At 39.3% G+C, this 23,253-nt stretch carries 20 protein-coding genes; 9 read left to right on the top strand and 11 right to left on the bottom strand.

Annotation, left to right across the window (positions count from 1 at the left end; translation table 11 throughout):
- Positions 1-24: 24 nt before the first annotated feature.
- The 3 genes from KO511_RS00540 to yccS form a co-directional block, all read right to left on the bottom strand.
- Positions 25-303, bottom strand: a complete 279-nt coding sequence (locus tag KO511_RS00540) for a hypothetical protein (RefSeq protein ID WP_215985574.1) — start codon at positions 301-303, stop codon at positions 25-27.
- Positions 304-361: 58 nt separating this feature from the next.
- Complete coding sequence (locus tag KO511_RS00535) at positions 362-523, bottom strand: hypothetical protein (protein WP_215985573.1); 162 nt, start codon at positions 521-523, stop codon at positions 362-364.
- A gap of 208 nt (positions 524-731) precedes the next feature.
- Positions 732-2,888 carry a YccS family putative transporter gene (gene yccS, locus KO511_RS00530; RefSeq protein WP_215985572.1) on the bottom strand — a complete coding sequence of 719 codons (2,157 nt, stop codon included), beginning with the start codon at positions 2,886-2,888 and terminating at the stop codon, positions 732-734.
- A 196-nt stretch (positions 2,889-3,084) separates the two neighbouring features.
- Between yccS and helD the strand changes: the two genes are divergently transcribed.
- Complete coding sequence (gene helD / locus KO511_RS00525; protein ID WP_215985571.1) at positions 3,085-5,160, top strand: DNA helicase IV; 2,076 nt, start codon at positions 3,085-3,087, stop codon at positions 5,158-5,160.
- A gap of 191 nt (positions 5,161-5,351) precedes the next feature.
- On the opposite strand, the gene KO511_RS00520 is transcribed toward helD, so the two are convergent.
- Complete coding sequence (locus KO511_RS00520; protein WP_215985570.1) at positions 5,352-5,987, bottom strand: DUF2238 domain-containing protein; 636 nt, start codon at positions 5,985-5,987, stop codon at positions 5,352-5,354.
- A gap of 233 nt (positions 5,988-6,220) precedes the next feature.
- On the opposite strand from KO511_RS00520, the gene KO511_RS00515 reads away from it, so the two are divergent.
- Together KO511_RS00515 and KO511_RS00510 are read left to right on the top strand one after the other, a co-directional pair.
- On the top strand, positions 6,221-7,060 hold the full coding sequence (locus KO511_RS00515; RefSeq protein ID WP_215985569.1) for an isopenicillin N synthase family dioxygenase: 840 nt from the start codon (positions 6,221-6,223) through the stop codon (positions 7,058-7,060).
- 129 nt (positions 7,061-7,189) lie between these two features.
- Positions 7,190-7,807, top strand: a complete 618-nt coding sequence (locus KO511_RS00510) for a DNA-J related domain-containing protein (protein WP_215985568.1) — start codon at positions 7,190-7,192, stop codon at positions 7,805-7,807.
- A gap of 55 nt (positions 7,808-7,862) precedes the next feature.
- On the opposite strand, the gene KO511_RS00505 is transcribed toward KO511_RS00510, so the two are convergent.
- The 3 genes from KO511_RS00505 to KO511_RS00495 all read right to left on the bottom strand — a co-directional run bounded on the left by KO511_RS00505 (position 7,863) and on the right by KO511_RS00495 (position 12,383).
- Positions 7,863-9,518 (bottom strand): ABC-ATPase domain-containing protein, encoded by a 1,656-nt coding sequence (locus KO511_RS00505; protein WP_215985567.1) that lies wholly within the window; start codon positions 9,516-9,518, stop codon positions 7,863-7,865.
- 96 nt (positions 9,519-9,614) lie between these two features.
- Positions 9,615-11,492 (bottom strand): bifunctional diguanylate cyclase/phosphodiesterase, encoded by a 1,878-nt coding sequence (locus KO511_RS00500; RefSeq protein WP_215985566.1) that lies wholly within the window; start codon positions 11,490-11,492, stop codon positions 9,615-9,617.
- 291 nt (positions 11,493-11,783) lie between these two features.
- A complete protein-coding gene (locus KO511_RS00495; RefSeq protein ID WP_215985565.1) occupies positions 11,784-12,383 on the bottom strand; it encodes an arylesterase in 600 nt (199 codons plus the stop codon).
- Here KO511_RS00495 and KO511_RS00490 point away from each other — a divergent pair.
- From KO511_RS00490 to KO511_RS00480, 3 genes are all read left to right on the top strand, one after another.
- On the top strand, positions 12,382-13,056 hold the full coding sequence (locus KO511_RS00490) for an ABC transporter ATP-binding protein (protein ID WP_215985564.1): 675 nt from the start codon (positions 12,382-12,384) through the stop codon (positions 13,054-13,056). The genes KO511_RS00495 and KO511_RS00490 overlap by 2 nt on opposite strands.
- The gene (locus tag KO511_RS00485; RefSeq protein WP_215985563.1) at positions 13,053-15,497 is read left to right on the top strand and encodes an ABC transporter permease; all 2,445 of its coding nucleotides are present in this window, start codon (positions 13,053-13,055) and stop codon (positions 15,495-15,497) included. Before KO511_RS00490 ends, KO511_RS00485 begins: the two co-directional genes overlap by 4 nt.
- Positions 15,498-15,765: 268 nt before the next feature.
- The gene (locus tag KO511_RS00480) at positions 15,766-17,226 is read left to right on the top strand and encodes an FAD-dependent oxidoreductase (RefSeq protein ID WP_215985607.1); all 1,461 of its coding nucleotides are present in this window, start codon (positions 15,766-15,768) and stop codon (positions 17,224-17,226) included.
- 91 nt (positions 17,227-17,317) lie between these two features.
- Here KO511_RS00480 and KO511_RS00475 read toward each other — a convergent pair whose 3' ends face one another.
- From KO511_RS00475 to KO511_RS00465, 3 genes are read right to left on the bottom strand one after another with little or no spacing between them, the layout of a single operon-like run.
- Positions 17,318-18,250, bottom strand: coding sequence for a biotin-dependent carboxyltransferase family protein (locus tag KO511_RS00475; protein WP_215985562.1), 933 nt, complete (start codon positions 18,248-18,250; stop codon positions 17,318-17,320).
- Entirely contained in the window at positions 18,247-18,954 is a 708-nt protein-coding gene (locus tag KO511_RS00470; protein ID WP_215985561.1) for a 5-oxoprolinase subunit B family protein, read from the bottom strand. Before KO511_RS00470 ends, KO511_RS00475 begins: the two co-directional genes overlap by 4 nt.
- A gap of 10 nt (positions 18,955-18,964) precedes the next feature.
- Positions 18,965-19,699: a 5-oxoprolinase subunit PxpA gene (locus KO511_RS00465; RefSeq protein ID WP_215985560.1), complete on the bottom strand. Its 735-nt coding sequence runs from the start codon at positions 19,697-19,699 to the stop codon at positions 18,965-18,967.
- Between the two features lie 224 nt (positions 19,700-19,923).
- Between KO511_RS00465 and galE the strand changes: the two genes are divergently transcribed.
- On the top strand, positions 19,924-20,937 hold the full coding sequence (galE, locus tag KO511_RS00460; RefSeq protein WP_215985559.1) for a UDP-glucose 4-epimerase GalE: 1,014 nt from the start codon (positions 19,924-19,926) through the stop codon (positions 20,935-20,937).
- A 155-nt stretch (positions 20,938-21,092) separates the two neighbouring features.
- On the opposite strand, the gene KO511_RS00455 is transcribed toward galE, so the two are convergent.
- Positions 21,093-21,728, bottom strand: a complete 636-nt coding sequence (locus KO511_RS00455) for a hypothetical protein (protein ID WP_215985558.1) — start codon at positions 21,726-21,728, stop codon at positions 21,093-21,095.
- Between the two features lie 389 nt (positions 21,729-22,117).
- Here KO511_RS00455 and KO511_RS00450 point away from each other — a divergent pair, with 389 nt between their 5' ends.
- The gene (locus KO511_RS00450) at positions 22,118-22,657 is read left to right on the top strand and encodes a cytochrome b (RefSeq protein WP_215985557.1); all 540 of its coding nucleotides are present in this window, start codon (positions 22,118-22,120) and stop codon (positions 22,655-22,657) included.
- The gene (locus tag KO511_RS00445) at positions 22,654-23,226 is read left to right on the top strand and encodes a YceI family protein (RefSeq protein ID WP_215985556.1); all 573 of its coding nucleotides are present in this window, start codon (positions 22,654-22,656) and stop codon (positions 23,224-23,226) included. Before KO511_RS00450 ends, KO511_RS00445 begins: the two co-directional genes overlap by 4 nt.
- Positions 23,227-23,253 lie beyond the last annotated feature (27 nt).

Here is a 23,253-nt window from a genome sequence, read left to right as displayed (position 1 = left end):
TGTTGTGTTGGTATGAAATTTAACCTACACATGTACATCAAGCAAGGTACCGATCATTTCTTGGTCTCTTTGCAAAACATTAGTACCAACTTTACTGTACTTTTCTGCTTGAGTCAGTTTAACAATAGGTTCTATATGGGAACTATCTGGTAGCTTGAATTCAACTTTGTTGAACTGATAAGAATCGTCTTTCTCAATCGGGTTTGTGACTTGAGCTTGATGAATTTCGTGCGCTGCTTCTTCAGCCATCTGAGATGACTGCTCGATAATTTGATAGCCGGGCTGGATTGCAGACACTGTCATATATCACCCCCCTTTATTATTAAATCTTAATTCGAGTTTGCTTTTTTTGCAAGTTATGCTATTTGAACAAGCTTGCAATAAGCTGCTGTTCTTCGTCAGTTAATAACGCGCGATTAGGCTCAGATAAAGTTTGGGATATTTCAGTTTTCAATGTACGTAGCTGACTGGGTGTCAGACTTTTTAGTTGTTTTTTAAATACTTCAAACTGTTTTGAATTCATACTACGTTGCCTCCGAATCAATTCATTTCTCTGGTTCGAATAGCAAGACATGTCTCCTTTCATCGCCTTACCCACTAAGAAACTTCAACCACCATTTTATGTAATTTTGTTTAAAAAATGTCCGAACAATGTCAGGTGGAGTTTAAATAAAAGTGAAGTATGCCATAGTATCTATCAAATTTGTTGTTTTTATTGTCATTAAAGATGGTCAGTTTTTTGCACGAATAGTGAACTTACCTGCTAGAGAATGGAGTTCTGGCAGCATTCTATAAATGAGGTAGAGCTGTTGTAAGATCATTTTGGTGGAATTATCGTCTTGATCCCGCCATTCTTCAAGCCTAGCTTTGAGAGCAAGGTCAATATTATGGTTGGTTGTACTCCACCTTTCTGGTTCATTAAGCTGAGAGCACAATGTTTCAAGATGGTGATGAATAACTCTGTGGGTTTCTAGAATAAGTTGATGGGTATTCGCTTCGTTGATTCGAGTTCTATGTGCACCGAGCGCTGATACATAGCCTAACAAAGCGTGAGTTAATGTTAAGAAGCGAAAACTTTCATCAACAGCAGATCGATATCGCCCAGGTTCCACTAGCATGGCACTGATCGCATTATTTAGATTCGCATCATGATTATGAGCGTTTCGTCTTGCTATTCTATACGTCAAGTTGTCTTTCTTGCCAATCCTGTATTGGCCAATGATTTGTGCGAGATACTCACGGTGTGCTTGAATGGTTTCTGCCATTACTTTATGAAGACGCTTTGATTGCCAGTCTGGTAAAATAAATGTGACAGATAAAGCTGCCAATCCACATCCAATGAGTGTATCGGTCAATCTTGGAAGCACGATGGAATAACCATCACCAATCTGGTGGAAACAAAACAACACTAAAATAGTGATAAATCCTGTCGCGTAACCATAATTAGCGAGTCGAAGGGTAAAGAATGCGACCCCTGAGATGACAATAAATAGTAATTGGCTTTCCTGAGAAGGGAACACCATAAGAAGTGGAACACCGACTAATATGCCGATGATTGTTCCTACTACTCTAGCGACAAGTTTGCTTCGAGTAGCACTGTAGTTGGGTTGGCAGACAAATAGTGTGGTCATTAAAATCCAAAAGCCTTGATTTATATCAAATATCTTTATCAGGCCATACCCTAAAGTTAGGGCAGTGGACAATCGAATCGCGTGGCGAAACAGCATCGAATCTATGGTAAAATGTGATGTGATTCTTTGCAATTTCTCCTTGAAGGTATAAACCTCAGTGTCATCAAGTACATCTGCACCAAATTCGTTTGAATGAGGTTGGCTAATACTTGTTAGCTGTTTTTCGACGGTAGCCAGGTTATTGAACAGGTAATGGAGTTGGTTGAGTAGAGACTTTTTTACTGGCGCTGTTTCTTCATGTAGATCTTCTAATGATCTTACTAATTCATCAAGCGCAATCAGAGAGTTGCCAGTATGTTGGTAGTCCGAGCCCAATTGAATCGACCGCGCCACCGACCGGCAGGCTTGTGCCTGTGTTTCCAGTAGATATTTAAACCTAAACAAAATGTCTGAGCGTTCAAAGTTCTTACAAAGCTCTTGGTAGCGGTAATGACTAGAGCTAACACGTTCATGTATATCTTGAGCGAGAAAATAAATATTAAGAAATTGATCGCTAGTAGCGTGAACATAGCCTCGTTTAGAACGGCTCAATAATGTTGCTTTGCAGTGGTTCAATGCTGTAACCGTCGCTGCATTAAGTTGTGCCTGCTTAATTCTTAAAGGTTGAGGGTCAAGGTCTGTTACTGGGTGGAAGAGCTGACTTCTTGAATCTAGATAATTTCCGAGATTAATAAAAACGGCGGCTAAGCTTTGTTGAACAGGTTGCAAAGGCCACAGCGCAGACCACAAAATCGAGAGTAAAAAATACCAGCTTGCACCGGATAAAAGCAAAAGGGGCTGTAGCCAGACATTGACACTTTGTTCGGCACCTAACATGGTGTAAATGGCAATCAGTAATGAACCGAATGCGATGCTGGCATATCTGGTCCCAATCGCTCCAAGCATAATGAACCCAAAAGTGGATACACACAGTCCAATGGCAAATAAAAAAGGAGTAGGGAAAAGTAATTCTATCGAGAAGGACGCAACAGCAAAGCAAAATAGAGTTAAACAAGTCGCCTTAATTCGGCCTATTGCTGTGTCATCTGTTTCTGCTAAGGCTGCTGCGATAACCCCTAATATAAGTGGGATGACAAGTGACTTTGTAGCACCAAACCAACTGAGGCCTACGATTCCTAATAATGCGATTAGAATTAGTAAGCCGTAATTAATGGTTTTGTTAGCCCAATATAGGCGAAGTCGTCTCAAAGGTTGCACGGTATTTGTTTTGATTGCCTTTTTTAATAATTATAGTATCTAATAATACATGTTAAATTTATGATGTAGATAAAGAAACGTGTCTATTGACGAGATTTTAACGTGAAGTGTTCTCATTCAACTATTGACAGGATCTTTTCATTGTTGGGTTTGGGTAAGTTATCATGTATGTAATTAAGCTTTAGGAAGAATAAATATGCAGCTGAGAGTGACCAAGACTGCACAATACCTTATTCAAGATGAGTATAATCGCGTGTCTTTGGATTCTGACTTTATCATATTGAGTTCTAAGCGGTGTGAAGAGCGAATTCCCTTTAGTGTTTGGAGCGGTAAAGTTAACTTAAAGCGAGGATTGATATGGGGGGGGCTGCAGTTTTTTGCACACCCTAAAAATGGACGAAGACAATCCTGGCTTATTGAAGGGCTTTCTTGGCAAAGTTGCCGTCAGTTTGCTCGCTTAGCGGTTTCATTATATCAAAAGTGGCATCGTCATCAATGCCAACAACTGTTCGCATTTATTCCCCAATGGGAAGCTGCTCTGCTAGGGCTGGAACGTCAACCTGCTTACCTCACACATTCCACTGTTGATATTCTGCTAAATCAGATATTAACAGACTTAAGTACCATGGAAATGACTTTGGATGATGCCGTATTGATGGTGCCAGATCGAATGGCAAATATTGTACCATGGGTTTTAGATACTGAACGAAATCTTGCTGAGCGTAATCATCGGTGGATGAAGATTGAATTAGAAAACTGGAAGGTACTTTTTTCACAAATTGAATCTTCTCCTTTAAATATGTCTCAGCAACAAGCTGTATTACTTAATGACGACAATAACTTGGTTCTCGCTGGAGCAGGATCTGGGAAAACCAGCGTCTTAACTGCGCGAGTAGCGTATCTTCTTCAAGGCCACTTAGCTCAGTCTGAAGAGATTCTAATGTTATCGTTTGGGCGCGATGCAGCTAGCGAGATGCGTCAACGTTTAGAAAACAAAATTGGTTTGAGTGCAGATCAAATTACGGTTAATACGTTCCATCAACTTGGGCTCTATATTTTGAACCAGGTTGAGCAGGAGCCAGTCACTATTTCACCTATTGCTACAGATGATAGTTTAAAGACAGCTTGGTGTATGGAATGGCTAAAAAATCACTGGGTTACTCCGACAGCATTTAAGCGTTGGCAAAAGCATCTCAATAAATGGCCAATAGCCTATATTACAGGCGATGATGAACTTGGTTGCCATGTTGAAAACCCTAAATTGATCGCTTGGTTAAACAAACAGCTTAACCAACTATCGGCAGTCGGCGGGACGAAGAAAGATATTCAAGAAAGTTTGGTTTCCCATGCGGATTATACTCGTCTAAATAGTGAGCTTTCCTTAGTTTGGCCTTGCTACCAAGCGTGGATCGCTATGCTCAATGAGCAGGGTCACATTGACTTTAATATGATGATTAATAAAGCGACGGAACATGTGGTTAAAGGAAGATATAAATCGCACTGGAAATATATCATGATTGACGAATATCAAGATATATCACCTCAGCGTTTGCAGTTAGTAGAGGCTTTGTGTAAACCAAATAATGGCCATAACTGTGTTTTGTTTGCTGTTGGTGATGATTGGCAATCTATTTATGAATTTGCAGGTGCTGATGTTGATTTGACAACGGGTTTTACAATGCGTTTTCGTCATTCAACAGTTCATAAGTTAGACACCACGTATCGTTTTAGTAATCAACTTGGTGATGTGGCTAATCAGTTTGTTCAGCGCAACCCAGCTCAAATAGAGAAACGTTTACATAGTTTTAAGCAGAAGAAATCAAAATCCGTTACCTTATCTGCAAGTGGCTCGATTGAAAAAATACTTGATGAATTAAATCGCAGGGCAAAAAATACTCAAACTGTGCTTTTGCTCGCTCGAAATCATTACCACAAACCAGAGCTTCTTACTCAATGGCAAAAGCAATTTGCGCTACTATCAATTGAATTTATGACTTGTCATGCTAGTAAAGGTCGTGAAGCGGACTACGTCATCATACTGTGCGTAGATGAAGGCCAATTTCCTCCAAGGGTAAAGACATTGCATATTGATGGTGCTTTGTCTCAATCTGATGATAGTTTTCCTTATGCTGAAGAGCGTCGTTTATTTTATGTGGCTTTGACGAGAGCGAGAAATCATGTATGGGTGACGTATTCAGGTGCGGGTTCTAGCTTTATCCATGAACTTAAAGATCAAAATTACCCAATTATTATCAAAAAAAAGGGTATTTAAAATAATGAAAGGGCAATTTTTATGGTCGATACGCCCACAAATAGTTAGGAGTTTTTACAAAAAACAATAACTACAGTATTAGAGCAGAGGTAGTGACAAGTATCTAAGCGACTCCAATGTGCATCAATTATTGGTAGAATGGCCAAGTGTGAGTATCGACAATGAACAGCCTGAGGTAGTTCACATTCCTATTACAAAAGGCTTTGATCTTTTTTAGCATGGGCTGATGAAAGAACCCCAAGCTGAAATATTAACAGTATTAATGATGTTATCGCTCCCAATGTGTCCATTAACATATCTTTTTGTGCATCCCAGATATCTCCTTGAGAGCCCAAAAAAGCAATGCCTTCGTCACCGCCAGCAAGTGCAGCATACCACCATTCAACCATTTCATATCCAGCCGCCAGTGACATGATTGAAAATAGGGCAAAGCACATTGCTAGTTTTGCGGTCATCCACTGTTTTTTGATCATATATTCGGCAATGGGGTAGGCATATAAACCAATAGAAAAATGGGCGACACGGTCAAAATTATTTCTCTCAGAGTCTATAGCTTGATTAAACCAATCGAATGGTACCTCTGAAAAGGTATATTTTGCGCCTATGGTATGAAGTGTTAGCCATATGAACATAAGAAAATAAGCGGTATTAGAAAATCGAAATCGTCTCGAGATTAGCCAGATTAATGACAATATAATCAAAGCTGGAATGATTTCAGCAATCCATACAGCCCGAGAGGAAGGAGCAAAAGCAGAGAATACAAACACGGTTGCGTAACCTAAAGTTAACCAAAATAAAAGTGATAGTGTGGTTCTGTTTGTATCCATTAAAAGGTCTCCTTAAATCTTTCATAATATAATAATGATATTAAATAAAACATTGTACAATTGTCGTTTGGTGATGTTTTGGTCACATTTAAACCACCATTTATGTTGAAAAATATAAATATAGCGCAGTAAAAGCAAAAACTGACCTCTTCTAGCTCACCAAAGTTTGATTTAGCCTCGGGTGAGATTTAGAATCTTGCTTCAACCATAGCATAACGAAATAAAGTGAAGTCATGAAACTCGAAACTGTCGATTATCAAGCCAAAGATGCGGCTCAACAATTTGTAACCTCACTGCATGAGACAGGATTTGGAGTGCTTAAAAACCACCCAATACCTAAAGAGCTTGTGGAGTCAATTTATGAGAACTGGTATCAGTTTTTTATGACTGGGCGCAAAAATGAATTTACATACAATATCGAGACTCAAGATGGATACTTTCCACCTTCTATATCTGAAGTTGCTAAGGGGCATACTGTCAAAGATATTAAAGAGTATTTTCATGTTTATCCTTGGGGACAAATCCCACAAGAATTGAAAGAGCAAATTTTGGACTACTATCAGCGAGCGAACGACTTTGCCGAGGAATTATTAGGTTGGGTTGAGGAATACGCTCCAGTCGAAATTCAGGACAAGTTTTCCATGGCACTTTCTGAGATGATTACTAATAGCGAAAAAACACTTTTAAGGGTTCTCCATTACCCTCCAATGACTGGTAACGAAGAGCCTGGTGCTATTCGGGCTGCTGCTCATGAAGATATTAATCTTTTAACGATTCTTCCCGCCGCAAATGAACCTGGATTGCAAGTATTAGCTAAAAATGGTCAATGGATTGATGTTCCATGCGACTTTGGTAGCTTGATTATTAATATTGGCGATATGCTTCAGGAAGCGTCAGGTAGCTATTTCCCATCGACTACTCATCGCGTTATCAACCCAACAGGTGAGCGTCAAGAAACATCACGGATCTCATTACCCTTATTTCTTCATCCAAAGCCTGAGGTGGTGTTATCTGAGCGTCATACAGCAGATACGTATTTAACAGAAAGGCTAAAGGAGCTAGGAGTTTTGTAATTAAAGTCTCTGTTAAAGAGCCAGTCATCGCTGGCTTTTTTTGGGTGATGATCGTTAATTCTTCGGTATAAACTCGACAAATCGGTAATTTTGTCTTTGTATTAAAAATAAAACCAAAATAAATCGGATATGAACGAACATCAGGAAGTTGCCGCACAATTCCAACAGTATATGGAAAACCCTCTACTGTGGCCAATTATGGAAATTTTAAAACAACAACCTTCAGGTTGGAAAGTCCACACTCTTTCCTCTCACCTTTGTGATCTCGAACTTTTACCTGTACTCGATGCTTCTCCAGATAAGGATCTGTTTAAACGTAACTTTCTTATCATGAATGCTTTATACCAGCTGCAAGAAACACTTTACCCAGAGAATTGGCTACAAGTGCAAGCAATGGATATCGTTTTGATGCCTCAGCCTCAAGTCTTCGGTCATGAAGTGGACCATGAAGACCCTCTTAGGGATTATTATCTAGATTGGCATAATTACGAGGCAGAAGAAGGTGAGGTGAAACGTTTGCTTAACGAATTTTGGACTCGATATCGAGAGTTTGTTGGTAGCACAGATGTCGGTGATATGGACAGAAGTAAAGCGTTATCTCTTTTCGAGTTACCTTTAGACGCTAGCCCGGCTGAAATTCGCAAAACCTGGCGTAAATTGGCACTTAAGTGGCACCCAGATAGAGAAAATGGTAATAGCGAGCGCTTTCGAGTGTTATGTGAAGCGTGGCATGTATTGAGGCATTAACAAGTGCACAATGCGCACTTGTATACCACATCTTTTAGGTCAATCCATGCGAGATTTATTCTGCTGGTTGGAATTTTGCTTTTCTCATACGATTTAAAGCGGCCACAACGTCAAGAGCTCTAGGTTTAGCAAGGTCACCTTGCAAGGGCATGTTTCGTGCCCAATCCTCATCAAGTATCTTCTGTATTTCTTGAGCTGGGTTGTGAGAATACCCAGAGCCCTGCGCCAATTGAAACCATACCCATCCTATGGCATTAATTTCAGAACTTGATTCAAGTTGCTCTAAGGCTGTTAAGTCGGTGAACTCTTTTCCAAAGCGAAGAGAATTTGTGCCTTTCGCTGCGATTCTGAACTTACCATCCGATAGTACCTTTTGCAGTATGGTGCGGTTTAGAGTTCGTGGCCGAAAGGTTGAGAGAGCGCCTTCTGATTCATTATGGCGTTGAGTTGGGTGCTGTTTTATAACGTCTTTAGCCTTATCGGTAACATTTATAGGCAAATAGTCATGCATTTGAATCACGCAATCAGCAATATCAAAATAGTCACCTGATCCTCCCATAACGACAATTGATGATATATCGAGGTCATCTCTTAGTTGCCCTATACGGTCAACTAATGGTGTTATCGGTTCAGCACCTTTGTTCACAAGAGCTTGCATCCTTTCGTCTCGAATCATGAAGTTGGTAGCGGATGTATCTTCATCAATTAATATTCCTAGGGCACCAGCCTCTATAGATTCTTGTAACCACGCGGCTTGAGAAGTGGATCCAGAGGCATCCTGAGTAGAGAAATTGGTAGTGTCTCTCCCCATTGGTAAATTATTAATATAATTAGATAAATTTAGATTATGAACACACCTTCCATCTTCTGCGCGTATTTTTCCTGCATTTACATTAGTGACAATGTACTCGCGTCCATCTCCTGGGATATGGTTATAAATAGAGCGCTCAATAGCACTTAATAATGTTGATTTACCGTGAAACCCGCCGCCAATTATCAAAGTAACGCCTTTTTTGATTCCTAGTCCGCCAATTTCGCCTTGGTTGGGAGTTATGATGCTTACAGACATTGACTTGGGAGCCATGAAGGGTATCGCGTTTTCCATTGGCAAGTCACAATTGCCTGCTATTCTTGGAAGTATTGAGCCGTTTCCTATGAAAGCTATTAAGCCTAACTCATCGAGTTTATTTCGTATAAATTCCTGATCTTCTATTACTTCACAATGGTGTATTAATGCTTTTATATCTAGTTCACGTTCTAGTGTGGCACGTCTGATATATTTCGGGAGGTGAAAAGTGAGTAAATTATTGGCCTTCTTTCCAAGAATAGAACGCCCTTCAGCTGGTAGGTTAACACGAAATCTGAGTTCAATACCTATATCGGTAAATAATACGGCTGTAGAGTCAAGAACCGTCTGGCCTGTTAAAGAGATATCAAGGCTATTTTCTTGCTTTGATAGGTGTGCAAATTCGCGAGCGATGAAATCGCGAGCAGCTATCTGATAAGCCTGAGATTTATTCTGGAGCCACTGCAGCCCAGTTACTGACCAAGGTCTTATAGCTCTAACTCTAGAAGCTGAGGCATAAGGGTCGGCCTGAACTTGATCAACTAGGAACATATAATCGCCGAAATCATACTCACCTTTTAGTTTTTGGTAAGCACGGTAGTTTTGTTTTTCAATTTTTTTTAGTGTCGCGGTTAACTGTTCCATAGGGCATTCTCAGGCGAGGTAGAATAAGGCGAGGATTATATGAATCGTTTGCCACAGAGTAAAGGGACTAAGCCATAATCAGTAACTTTGAAGTGATCATTGGTTAAATAAACTGGATTCAAATTCATCATATGGCATTGGTTTGGCATATAAATAACCTTGCGCAAAATCGCAACCCTCGTTTGTAATGAATTTTTCATGCTTCTTATTTTCGACGCCTTCTGCTGTAACTTGTAAATTAAATTTTTTAGCTATATCAATGATAGACTTTACAATTTCTTGATCCTCTGAATTCTCGTCTATTTTTTTAATAAAGCTTTTATCTACTTTAAGCACATCGAATGGAAATTTCTTGAGATAATCATAAGTAGAATAGCCAGTACCAAAATCATCCAGTGACAAGGTCACCCCAAGTTCATGTAAACATGACATAGTATGACTCATCACTGCTTCATCAATAACCAAACCACTTTCAGTGATTTCGAGCTCAAGGTTTTTGGGTGACAGTTGATATTTAGTTAGTAGTCCTTTGATATGATTAACAAAATTTGGGCTATTAAGCTGTATCACTGAAATATTGATAGCGATTTTAAATTCTGAATTCCGTTTTACCCACTCAGAACCTTTTTGAATCGCGTTCTTTAATACAAAGCTCCCGACTTGGAAAATAAGACCATTTTGTTCTGCTATATGTATTAATGTTTCACTAGATATGTCACCGAGAGTAGGGTGCCTCCAACGCAGAAGTGCTTCGGCGCCTATCCAGTGATGACTTTTCATACAGATTTTAGGTTGAAAATAAACTAGCAATTCATCGTTTCGTACCGCCTGAAGTAAGTAGGCTTCTAACTTATGGTGATCTTGGTGCTCGTTTGTAAAAACTTGAGAGAAATAACTAAAGTTGTTTCCGACGTCTTTGTTTGAATAAGACGCTTTAGAAGCGTAATGCAGAAGATTTTTAGAACATAGCGTGTCATCGGTAGTACTAATTCCTATGTAAGCATGAAGGTGAAATTGTTCGTCATCTATTTCAAATTCAGACTGGCATACTTTGGTTAGGCGCTGACACAGGTTGTCGAGCGTACTTAGGTATCGAGGTGTTTGAACCAGTAAAACTAAGTCTAGTGACGACGAGCGAATTGTAACGATTTGACACTTATCGACATCCCCCACTTTTTGTCGAAATCTTGTCAATAAAGTTTCCCATACATTACAGCCATAGTGTGTCTGAATTTGTTGCCCATTGGTAAAAGTAATATGGATAGCAGCACCGAGTAAACCACTATTTTCAGAGCATTTTATTAATCGTCTAGATTCATTCTCAAGGGCTAGATGATTTAAGAACCCAGTTCCAATATCGTGTTTTTGTTGATAATTAATCGTATCTTCTGCTTGCTTTAGCTTTGATTTTTCCTGATCAAGATAATTATTAACATAAACTAAATCTTGATTACGCAAATCAACTCTATAGTTGAGCTCAAGATTTAGTTTCTTGAGCTTTTCGAGTTGATAGAGAGTAGTTAGCTGTGATTCTATAGAATTTCGAAAGTTTGTAATAAGTTCATTATAACCATATTGGTAGGAGCAATGGCCATCGTCTGAAATACATATTGTGCCGAAGGTGCGGCCATCAGGCCATTTCACAGGTAATCCACGACAATGTTCTATTGACAAATGTGAGCTGTTGTTTGCTGGTAATATCATCAACTTATTTACGTTTCTTATTAGCATATGCGCGTGGTAATTATGCGGTAATCTACAACTTATTTTACGATCTATTTCCTTAGCGCTTGAAGTATGATGAACCTCCTGTGTCACTACACTTGATGAAAAAATACTCGTATTTTCAACGTTGCTATTAATAATGAAAGTGATGGGAATGGACATGGATTCTGCGATTGAATTGAGAATATTTTGCCAATTATCCGAAATATCTTCGGGTATGAGTAAGTTGGCAGTATTAATTTGTGACATTTTCACCGAATCCTTTGCCATTAACCCCTATCACTAAATTGAGACAAGATAAGTTTACTGGCTTTAATCCACTATGTGGTTGTTGTTTTAGTTTTTGAGAAGGTGTGAAGATATTATCCGCTTCCAAGTTCTTATTATTAAGAAACGCCAATCCTACTCATTTATTTATGAGAGGTCAGCCATATTAGACTTTAGTCATATGCCGTCTCAAAATTGATACAAATTGCAGTGACAAGTCTTAACTATGAGATTGAATTTCAGGATGAGTAATTATTTATGCTAAAAAGTAAATTACAAATAATCCAGTAGTTCTTTTGCAACAAATTCTGCAATCCAAGGTTGAGCATTTTCGTTGGGATGAATGCCATCCGCCATCATCCATTCTGGACGGGTGATCACACCTTCTAAAAAGAAGGGGATTAAGGGTGTATTAAACTGTTGTGCAGTTGCAGAATATAACTCAGTAAAGGCTTGTGTGTAACGTTTTCCATAGTTTGGAAGGATATAGATCTGCATTAATAGAGCTTGCGCATGTTTAGATTGAACTAATTGGATGATTTGACGTAAATTATCTTGTATTAGTTTGGGTGAAAATCCACGTAAGCCATCGTTTGCACCAAGCTCAATAAGTACTATGTCGGGATTATGCTTTTTCAGTAATTCAGGTAATCGAGCCAGCCCATTTCCAGTCGTATCACCGGAAACACTGGCATTTATTACTGCGAAATCTTTGTCCTTTTGGGAGATGATGTTTTGTAACAATGTAGGCCAAGCTTTATCAATAGGCATTTGATAGCCTGCACTTAGGCTGTCACCTAAAATTAACAGCTTTGTGGCGCTCAATGGATTCACATAGAATATAAAAAACAATAAGGAAAGTAATCGAACCATGCACCCATCCATTATAAAAGCAGAATCATTGTCGAAACTAGTTTCTACTAATCAAGAGCAATTGACAATCTTAGAAAATATAAATTTGGATATCAAACAAGGTGAAAGTATTGCAATAGTGGGTACCTCTGGAGCTGGTAAGTCGACATTAATGACGCTTCTCGCTGGTCTTGATACACCAAGCTCTGGGAATATTTCCCTGTTAGGAAAGTCACTTGTCAGTATGAATGATGAAGAAAGGGCAGCAATTCGAAGTGAATCAGTAGGGTTTGTTTTTCAAAGCTTTCTTTTAATACCGAGCCTGAGTGCATTGGAGAATGTTACATTACCCTGTTTGATAAAAGGTGAAGAAGAAGATATAGAACGTGCAAAAGTGTTGCTTGATTCAGTAGGACTTAGTAATCGAATGCACCACTTTCCTACGCAACTATCAGGTGGAGAGCAACAGCGTGTTGCGTTGGCTCGGGCATTTATGATCCAACCTAAGGTTCTATTTGCAGATGAACCAACAGGAAACCTTGATCAAATTACCGCAGAGAAAATAATACAGCTGTTGTTTGAACTCAATACACAACATGGCACAACATTGGTCCTAGTGACTCACGATATAAAACTGTCTGAGTTATGTGATCGCCGATTACATATTCAGGCTGGTCACTTGGAGGAGTTATGAGAATAACTAGAAAAGCCTCAAGTAACAATATTAGGATGGTGTCTTGGTGCTTTAATGAGATACGTCATGCTCATTTGTGGCCTGTAATGGCAGCGCTTACTCTTATCATTGCGAGTGTATTTGCAATTACGGCTCTAGCTGAGAGAGTTGAGCAGGCGGTTGTAAAGCAAGGAAAGGAAGCATTAACAGCAGATAGTATTTTTGTATCCGCGAACCCGATTCCTGAAAACCTTTATGAATTGACAGCATCAGCTGGGCTGAATACATCGACTCAAACACGTTTCGCTACTATGGCCTTTAGTGATACGAACATGAAATTAGTGATGGTTAAATCAGTCGATAGTACTTATCCCCTTCGTGGGAGCTTTATCCTTACTGATGACACACAAAATAGGAATAGGGTCAAACCGGGAGAGCTATGGTTGGACGAACGTCTATTCTCGATTCTTAACATTAACATTGATGACGATGTTACGATTGGAGATGCAGACTTTAAAGTTACAGGTCGTATTATTGAAGAACCTGGTATGAGTTTTAACCCTTTTCAACAAATGCCCTCTGCATATATTCATAGTTCAGACTTAGATAAGACGGGGGCTATTCAGATTGGAAGTCGAGTTCGCTATAGCTTGTTTATTAATGGAGAAGACACCACGATTGAACGTGTGAAGCAAGAAGTGAGTTTAACTCCAAGCGACAGGTGGAAAGATCAAAATACTGCCAGTCGTGCTAATGAGATCTATAGTCGAACTGAGCAATACCTTTCTTTGACTGTCGCTATCGTGGTAATTATGGCTGCGACGACATTAGTATTTACCTGTCAGCATTACGTGTCTTCTCGCCGTAAAACTATCTCTATGTTAAAAAGTTTGGGTGCAAGTAAGCTGTGGCTAAGCCGCTGGATATTGATCCAAATTGTAATTTTATTTACCAGTGCCATAGTTTCAGGTGTATTTATTGGGACCATTCTTGAATATTTGCTTCGTATCCCTCTGGCTGACTTACTTCCAACTCCACTTCCTGATTACGGCTTACGCCCTGTTTTTATTGCTGTTTTGACTAGCATACTCATTTCGATACCGGCGCTTGGAATTCCTTTACATCGTCTTTTGAACGTCAGTGCTTTGGAAATCATGCAACCTAATATCGAAGCGAGAAAAAATCGCTTTATCTTAGGGCTACTATTAGTCCCGAGTATCCCTATGCTATGGATTTATAGCGACAATACACTTGTATGGTTGGTATTAGGAGGTGTTCTGGCGTTATTTGCCATATTGGCAGTAGTCAGTATTGGCACAATACGATTTTTAGCGTACTTTTCATTACCTACGTCTCTGAAGCTCGCTTTAAGGAGAATGAACCGTTCGCCGCTGACGACAGGTATGCAGTTTGCTGCACTAGCGCTGTCTTTAATGCTGCTATCAGTGTTATGGCTCGTTCGTAGTGATTTATTATCTGATTGGCAGAGAACGCTTCCTGAAAATGCCCCTAACGCATTTGCACTTAATATCGCTCCTTATGAAAAAGAAGCCTATCTGAAAGTACTTGATGATAATGGTATTGAACGATCAAAAGACTATCCAATTATTAGAGGTCGCCTTAGTGAGATTAATGGCTTGAAAGCAAAAGAGGTTGCTCAAGGCCGAGAGGGGACTGATGTACTTCGCCGAGAAATCAATTTCACTTTTTCGGATGAACTACCTAAACACAATGCTCTGCTCAGAGGGAAATGGACGCGAAATAATGGAGTCTCTGTGGAGTCTGATGTTGCAAAGGACTTGGGCCTCAACCTTGGTGACAGTTTGACGTTTGTTATTAACAGCCAAATAGTCACTGCTAAGGTCAACACTATACGTACAGTTGAATGGCGAGATATGAAACCAAACTTTTATTTTATATTTACGCCAGATGTACTTAACGATATATCAGCTACTTATTTGGTTAGCTTTAGAGTCAGTGAACACCAAGATAGTATGCTAAATGCTCTGTCTAGAAACCACCCAACGGTGAGTTTAATGGATATTAGACAGATGGGAGCAAAAATTCAGCAATTGCTAGAGCAAATGGTATGGTCAATCACATTGCTTGCTGGATTGGGTGTTTTTGCCGGTATTATGCTCATTTTTACTTTATTGCGTCTTAGTTTGGGTCAACGCCAGTCAGAAATCAGATTGTACAGAACCTTAGGGGCCAGTAAAAATCGTGTGGTAAAAACCATTTGGGCTGAATATGGATTAATGTCAATAATTGCAGGTTTCATTGCCGTTGTGGGGGCTGAAATCGTTGTTGCAGGTGTGGTTTTTTTTGGCTTCGAACTGTCTCCAAGGCCACACGTTTTGCTTTGGTTTGTCGTGCCTATGTTGACTTTTTGCACACTTTTATTGGTGATAAACAGTTTATTAAAACAGCTGTTAGCCCCGATAAATAAAGAATTTAATTAGTATTGTTCAGGCTAGGTTGTTCAGTTATCCACAAAAACAGTGGATAAACTTTGGGATAACTTAGCCTGTAGATAAGTGGCCATTACTCTCCAAGCCAATGACCGTAATGTGTCAAGATGTTTTGGTGTTCATGTGAGTGATTTGCCTGAATTTCATGGGATATAAGTCAAGTGCTTTTTTTTACTTTTTTTACTTGAAATTACCATATTTATCCCCTTCAAAAATTGTGTTTTATTTGAATGAATAAACTCAGTAAAATATAATGACAATGAACAAATTAGCGGCAAATATGTTAGTAGAAAATAAAAACTCAGATGTACCTACTATTGCAGTTATAGGAGGAGGTATTGCTGGAGCAACCTCAGCTTTGCACCTTGCCGAAATTGGTCTTAATGTAGTGTTGCTTGAAAAATCGTCTTCATTAGTTAGCGGGCCTCCTATTTGTCATTTGCATGCTGGGGGAAACTTATACAGAGAAATCACTACTTCTCAGTGTATCGATCTGTTAAAACAATCTATAGACTCAGTTCGTCTTTACCCTCATACCATTAACCGTCGTCCGTCAGTTATAGCCGTTCCAAAGGGTGACCATGGAGAGGTAGCAACAATCATCAATCGTTTGGAAAAGATACAGTCTTGTTATCAAGGTTTGGTTAACTCCGATCCCAAAAATGAAGTCCTTGGTCAACCTTCTGAATATTACAAATTGTATAATCGTCATGAACTTAATCATTTGGCTACGTGTCATCAGGAAGGGACGCCAAAATCAATGGACGATTGGGTAATTCCATTCGCAAGATCTGTTGACTTAGATTCTTTAAAGTTTCCAGTTATAGTTGTGCAAGAATATGGTTGGAGTGTTTTCCGTATAGCAGCATCCGCAACATTGGCCTTAGAATCGTTAGACAGCTGTCAACTACTAACAAAAACTCAGGTTATTGGTTTAGAAGAACTAGTTTCTGGTTGGCGCCTAGAGTGCTTAACAGCTGAGAAGGAAAAGGTTTATATTTCAGCAGATTATTTGGTTAACGCTTGTGGTTATGAAACGGGTAATATTGATGACTTAGCGCACACCCCTCGTGAAAGATTAGTTGAGTTCAAAGCGGCTTATGTTACTCGTTGGAAAGAATGTAATGAGCTTTGGCCTGAAGTTATTTTCCATGGTCCACGAGGTACACCAAATGGGATGGCGCAATTAACACCATATTCTAATGGTATTTTCCAGATCCACGGGATGACTAAAGACATCACACTATTTGATGATGGGTTAGTATCATCCGATGAGAAATCCTCACAACCTAAATTACCTCTAAGACTAAGTCGTAAAATTGAAGCTGGATGGGATGAATCGATAGCCTTCACTAGGACATGCCGAGCCATTGAACATATGGCTCAATATATTCCTTGTTATAAAGCTGCTCGTGAGTACGGTACGCCTTTATTTGGAGCACAGCAAATACCTGGAACAGATAAAACACTTCGCACTGCGGACGTGACGTTTGAAGGCGACCGCTACGCAAGAATTGAGGTTGTTAAAGGTTCCTCCGCTCTAGAGGCTGCTGTTAAACTTGTTGAAAAATGGCAACTTTTTGACTATACGGGCACGAGCATTGAATCTTTACATCCGGTCAGTATGTCTTTGGCTGCTAGTGATGTGGAATTAAAGGCTGAACAACTTACTAAATTACGAAATTATCCAGTAGAACTTGCTACCATTTATGGCGGTTAGAACATAAATAGAGCTACGACAATATTCAATGTGTCCAATGAACTAAATATAAAGATGCCGCTAATCACTCCTTGTACGGATATTTTTAGTGCTAGTACCCAAAAAATTTTGCCCATTGACACCAAACTTCTTGTAAACCAAGTAAATCACCTCTGACAAACCTAACTTTTTGCCCAGGTCTTGCTTGGGCTAATCTTGGAAGATCGATCCGTGCCACGCAACCAATTTTAGGGTAGCCACCAATGGTTTGCCTATCATTGAGTAAAATAATGGGCTCACCATCCGGGGTGATTTGAATTGAGCCTAGAGCGATGCCTTCACTCAAATACTCTTTTTTAGGTGGTGATATGTGGCCATTACATAGCCTGTAACCCATTCTATCAACAAGTTTGCTCACGCAGAATGTTTGGCTGTACATAGAACTTAAAGCGTCTGCTGAGAAGTCGTTTGCTTGATAGCCTTCAATAACTCGTAGTTCAAGAGGTAAGTTATAATCCGGTTTGTACCTGAAGGTCATTTGCCTAGTTTTGTTAGCTAAATCATGGTGCTCAAAATGAATTTTGTCACCAGAAGAAATGGGACTGCCATTATTGATTCCACCAAGCTGGTCACGAACAACCGTTGACGTACTTCCTAATTGGGTAGGAACTTTAAATCCACCTTTTACTGCCAAATAGCTTCGTAATCCATTTTTTGGTAATGAAAAAGTGATAGTTTGTCCTTGTTTAGCAAAAAACGTCGACCAATTTTCAAGGATGTTCCCGTCTAGCTGAGCTTGTAGATCGCCACCAGCTATTGCCATCTCACAATCGGCGTGAATTTGGAATTCCGCTTGTCCAAGCGTGATTTCAAGTGATGGGCAATTTGTTGTGTTGCCTAGTAGGTGATTTGCCCAGCTGTATGCATAATCGTCGATTGGCCCACCTTGGGTAATACCCAAATGAGCGAGCCCAAAGCGTCCAAAGTCTTGAATAAGAGTCTGTTGACCTGGTTTAATTGCACTGATTGCACTAATACTCGTCATTGCCATCCCCTTACTATACGTCCACCCAAGCGGAGAAATTCGTCGCTGGAAATAGGTTTAAAACAAACTTTTGTTCCTATAGAAAATGGAAGAATTGGTGTTTTTTCAGGTGTATATAAGTTAACTGGGCAGTTGCCAATGATATTCCATCCTCCAGGAGAGTCTGATGGATAAACAGCCGTATTAGTGTCTGCTATACCTACGCTGCCTTTCGGAAGTTTGAGCCTAGGAGTTGCTCTTCTGGGTAAGCGAAGTGTTTCAGAAACCGAAGATAGAAAAGCGAAACCTGGGGCAAAACCAATTGCTTCAACCGTATATTCATTCTTGCTATGCAATCCGATAACATCATCAGCACTCAGCCCTTTTTCGTTGTATTGGTTAAGTTCGGGGCCAACATCTTGGTGGTAGTAGACAGGTAACTCTATAGTTTGAGGATCTGTGTTCTCAGGCAAGGCTCTGATAGCTTCTGTTACTAGTTTTTCTAAATAGGGAATAAACTCGAAAATGGATACTCGATGAGGGAGATAATCAATCAATATAGAATCTATCGAAGGGGTCACATTCATAATTATCGTACCAAGCTGATTGGCTAAGTATCGGCTAATTTCACCTATCAATAGAGACAGTTTTTGACAACATTTGGTTTCAAATCGAATCAGTATTGAGCATTCAGCGACTGGATCAACTGATGTTTCTATGTTCACTTTCAACCTCCTAGAGGACAGCTCTAATTTTATGAATCATCCGTATAGCGTTGTGATTATCTCCATGGACACAAATTGTGTCGGCTTCTATGGGGATCAGGAAACCATCGATAGTTCTTACTTTTCCGTAGTGAGCGATTTGTTTGACCTGGTCTAGAATGTCGTTTTCTGTAACCAAAACTGATCCGGGCATAGAACGTGGAGCGAGCTCACCACTTGATAGATAAGCCCTATCTGCAAAGGCTTCAAATAAAACAGGTAATTCGTACTTTTCGGCTATTTCAAGATACTTTTCATTGTCAGTTACGGCAAGCATCATTAGTGGTACATTAAAACAAGCGACAGCATCTGCAACTGCATCGAAGATAGATATTTCATGCATCATGTTATTGTACAAAGCACCATGTGGTTTTACATAGCTAACTTGAGTATTTTGGCTTTCTGCTAATGCCTTAAGCGCTCCGACTTGGTAAATAATCATATTAGTGATAGATTCTTTTTCCATCTCTATCTTGCGTCTGCCAAAACCTTGAAGATCGAGATAGCTTGGATGTGCTCCTATTTGAGTACCATGCTCAATTGATAGCTTGATGGTTTGTGACATGATATCGGGGTCAGAGGCATGGAATCCGCAAGCAAGGTTTGCCATATCTATCCATGGTATTACTGCTTCATCATTCCCCATTTCCCACAGTCCAAAGCCCTCACCCATATCGCAATTGAGAGTTATAGATCGCTTTGTCATTTATCACCCCCAATACTTAAACATATTCAACATGTTATAAAAGTAACAAACATTCAGTGATCCGTTTCGTTATTTGTTCAGTGTAAGCGAATTACAGCCAATTACATTAGATCAAGTTGACGGAATTCATATCATTTAAGGATATGTAAGAGCATATAAATACGCTATATTTTGGTAAAAGTATCCGTTAATATGTAACCGGAAATGATAATAAGGTTTTTAGTATGAACGTGTTAGTAACTGGTGGCCTAGGGTATATTGGTAGTCATACCTGCATACAAATGCTTGATGCAGGCATGAAGCCCATAATTTATGATAATTTATACAACAGTAAAAAATCTGTTTTAAAACGTATAAAAGAGGTAACGGGTACAGCTCCTTTGTTTGTTGAGGGAGATGTTCGTGATAAAGAAAAACTCATAAATGTTCTTAAAGATCATCAAATCAGTGCTGTGATACACTTTGCTGGTTTAAAAGCGGTGGGAGAATCGGTAGATAAACCGCTTGAATATTATGATAATAATGTTAATGGCACCTTAGTGCTTGTGGATGCAATGCGTCAATCCGGTGTGAAATCTTTGGTTTTTTCCTCATCAGCCACGGTATATGGCGATCCTGCTAGCGTTCCTATCACCGAAGAGTTTCCAACCAGTGCCACTAATCCATACGGTCGAAGTAAGTTGATGGTTGAAGAGTGCTTAAACGATTTTCAGATAGCCAATCCAGATTGGAGCATCACACTGCTGCGTTATTTCAATCCTGTAGGTTCTCACCCTTCAGGTCATTTAGGTGAAGACCCATCGGGTATCCCGAATAACCTTATGCCTTTTGTGTCTCAAGTTGCTGTGGGTCGTAGGGATTTTTTGTCTGTATTTGGCGATGACTATCCTACGATCGATGGTACTGGTGTACGTGATTATATTCATGTTATGGATTTGTCCGATGGCCATGTAGCGGCGCTGAATAAAGTTGGGCAATTGGATGGATTACATATCTATAATTTGGGTACAGGTAATGGTTATAGTGTTTTAGAAATGGTCAAGGCTTTTGAAATAGCTTCTGGAAGACAAGTGCCTTATAAAATTGCTTCTAGGCGCCCTGGAGACATTGCCGAATGTTGGGCTGATCCTAGCAAAGCGAAGAAAGAGCTTGAATGGCAGGCAAAAAGGACGCTAGAGGATATGACTGCTGATACTTGGCGTTGGCAGTCAAATAATCCTCAAGGGTACCCAGAGTAAGGAACTGATACATTTGTACTCAGGTATTTTTAGACTCTAAGCAAGATTAAATAAGATCAGATTGGTTGGATTGAAGAAGAGTACTTTAATCTACGCCAATTTTTGAAGAAATATAATATATAAAAATTTGAACTAGATTAATAGATTGCAGCTTTTTAACTTAACTGGGCTACACAATAGAGTTGGACATACTTGAGTACGGTTTGATTATCGGTTGAACGTTTTAGTGGGTGAGTACACTTTAAGAAATATGGGCTTAGAGAAAAGTACTTCTCTAATAGATGACTAAGCAAAGTTTCACTTTTCGATAATTTTACACCTTGTATTTGATATTTCTCAACATCGTCAGGAAGCTGTCCGGTCCACCAATAAAGTAATTCTCTACTTTGTCTGTTGCGAGAAAACCAGTGATCACCCACCAGTAACAATAAATCATTCGGTTGAATCGCGAAGGAATACTCTTCTTGCCAATGAGTTATGGCTTGAAGAAACTTTTGCCTGCAGTTAATCCCACCTGTTACCAAGTGGGATGTTAATACCCAAACCGTACCAACATCGGATGTGACCCTATAGCCATGGCTTTGAGTAGAATCTATATCAGAATCTAAAGCCACATACTCGCAATTATGGCCAAACTCGATGAGAGTACGCGATAGTCTTCGAGAGAAAGCCAGACTCAAATGATTTTTGCTCATACCTTTATTATGAATAGTAGGATAATTTTTTTGACAAAGTTTCATACAATCCACTTGAAACTCATTGACACTTTGGATCAGTACATCTAGAAGCAAGAGGTCTCTCCGAAAGTTTACAGTGCTACTTAAAAGGTTAGCATGTTAAATCCTTATCTAGTTACACTTAAATAGAAAAATCAGAAACATACCTAAAATTTTATGCCTAAGATTGAATTTGTGTCACAACAAGAAAAGTATTGTAATATGCCTTGTTGCTATATCTAAAATATCAACTAAACATTTAAAATTATCCAATATACGAGTGATGGTAGTTGAATAATTCTTGAGACTTTTATGCAGACGAATGTCTTTCAGAATTTTTGAATAAGTCGAACAAGTTACACCTGTTTTGTGAATGTAAAGAAGGGTAAATAATCTGTGCTGGGAATACGCTAGGCGATAGTCTAGTCGATAAAAAGACGCAATTTAATATTGAGTAGAACAATATGACCTCAGAAGTGAAAAATTATAACCCAGTCGCTCGCGCGCTTCATTGGATATCAGCCATTTTTATTATTGGTATGTTTGCAGTAGGCTTGTGGATGGTCGATTTAAGTTATTACAGCGAATGGTATAGAACGGTACCCCACTGGCACAAATCTATAGGGATCTTATTGGCGGGTTTAACTTTATTTCGTATCGTTTGGAAAAAGTTCACCCCATCCCCTGAAATTGAAGGTAAACCATATGAAATCTTCGCAGCTAAACTCGTTCATTTTCTCATGTATCTAATTTTAATAGTAATTTTTAGTTCTGGTTACCTGATTTCTACAGAAGATGGTCGTAGTATTGATGTATTCAATTGGTTCTCAATTCCTGGCCTTGGTGCTCTATTTGAGAATCAAGCAGACCTATCTGGGGATATTCATTTTTATTGTGCTTGGGCACTAATTCTAATGGCAGCAGCACATGCAATCGCTGCTATCAAACACCATGTGATAAACAAAGACAATACTTTACGTAAGATGATAGGAGCTTCAAAATGATAAAAAAGGTATTCGCTACTGGACTGACGGCTTTAGTTTTGGCGTTACCGTTTGGTGCTAGTGCAGCGGACTACGTTATTGATTCTAAAGGTGCTCACGCATCAATTAATTTTAAAGTAAGCCATTTAGGGTACAGCTTTATAAAAGGGAGATTTAATAAATTTGAAGGTGGTTTTTCTTATGACCCCAAAAATATAGCTGCTTCCAAGATTTCTGTGACTGTTGATACGCAAAGTCTAGATTCAAATCATGCCGAGCGAGATAAACATATACGCAGTGGTGACTTTATAAATGCTTCAAAATTTTCTAAAGCTACATTTAATAGCACCAGTATTGTTGATAAAGGCGATGGTGAACTTGAAGTTAATGGGGAGCTTAACCTCCATGGTGTCACTAAACCCATTACAATAGCGGCTAAATTTATTGGACAAGGTCCTGATCCTTGGGGTGGTGAAAGAATTGGATTTGATGGAACTGCTCGACTTGAACTGGCTGATTTTAAAATCCCAGTGAAGGGTTCGTCAAGTTACGTTGATATGGAACTTCACGTCGAAGGTATTAAGAAATAATAAAAAGTAAGCCTCTGACATGTTTCA

Origin of the sequence: Vibrio hepatarius (assembly GCF_018860525.1) — a bacterium.
In the GTDB taxonomy this organism is placed as follows: domain Bacteria; phylum Pseudomonadota; class Gammaproteobacteria; order Enterobacterales; family Vibrionaceae; genus Vibrio; species Vibrio hepatarius_B.
The sequence above is the reverse complement of the archived record's forward strand: the minus strand, read 5'-3'. Positions and strand labels throughout refer to the sequence as shown.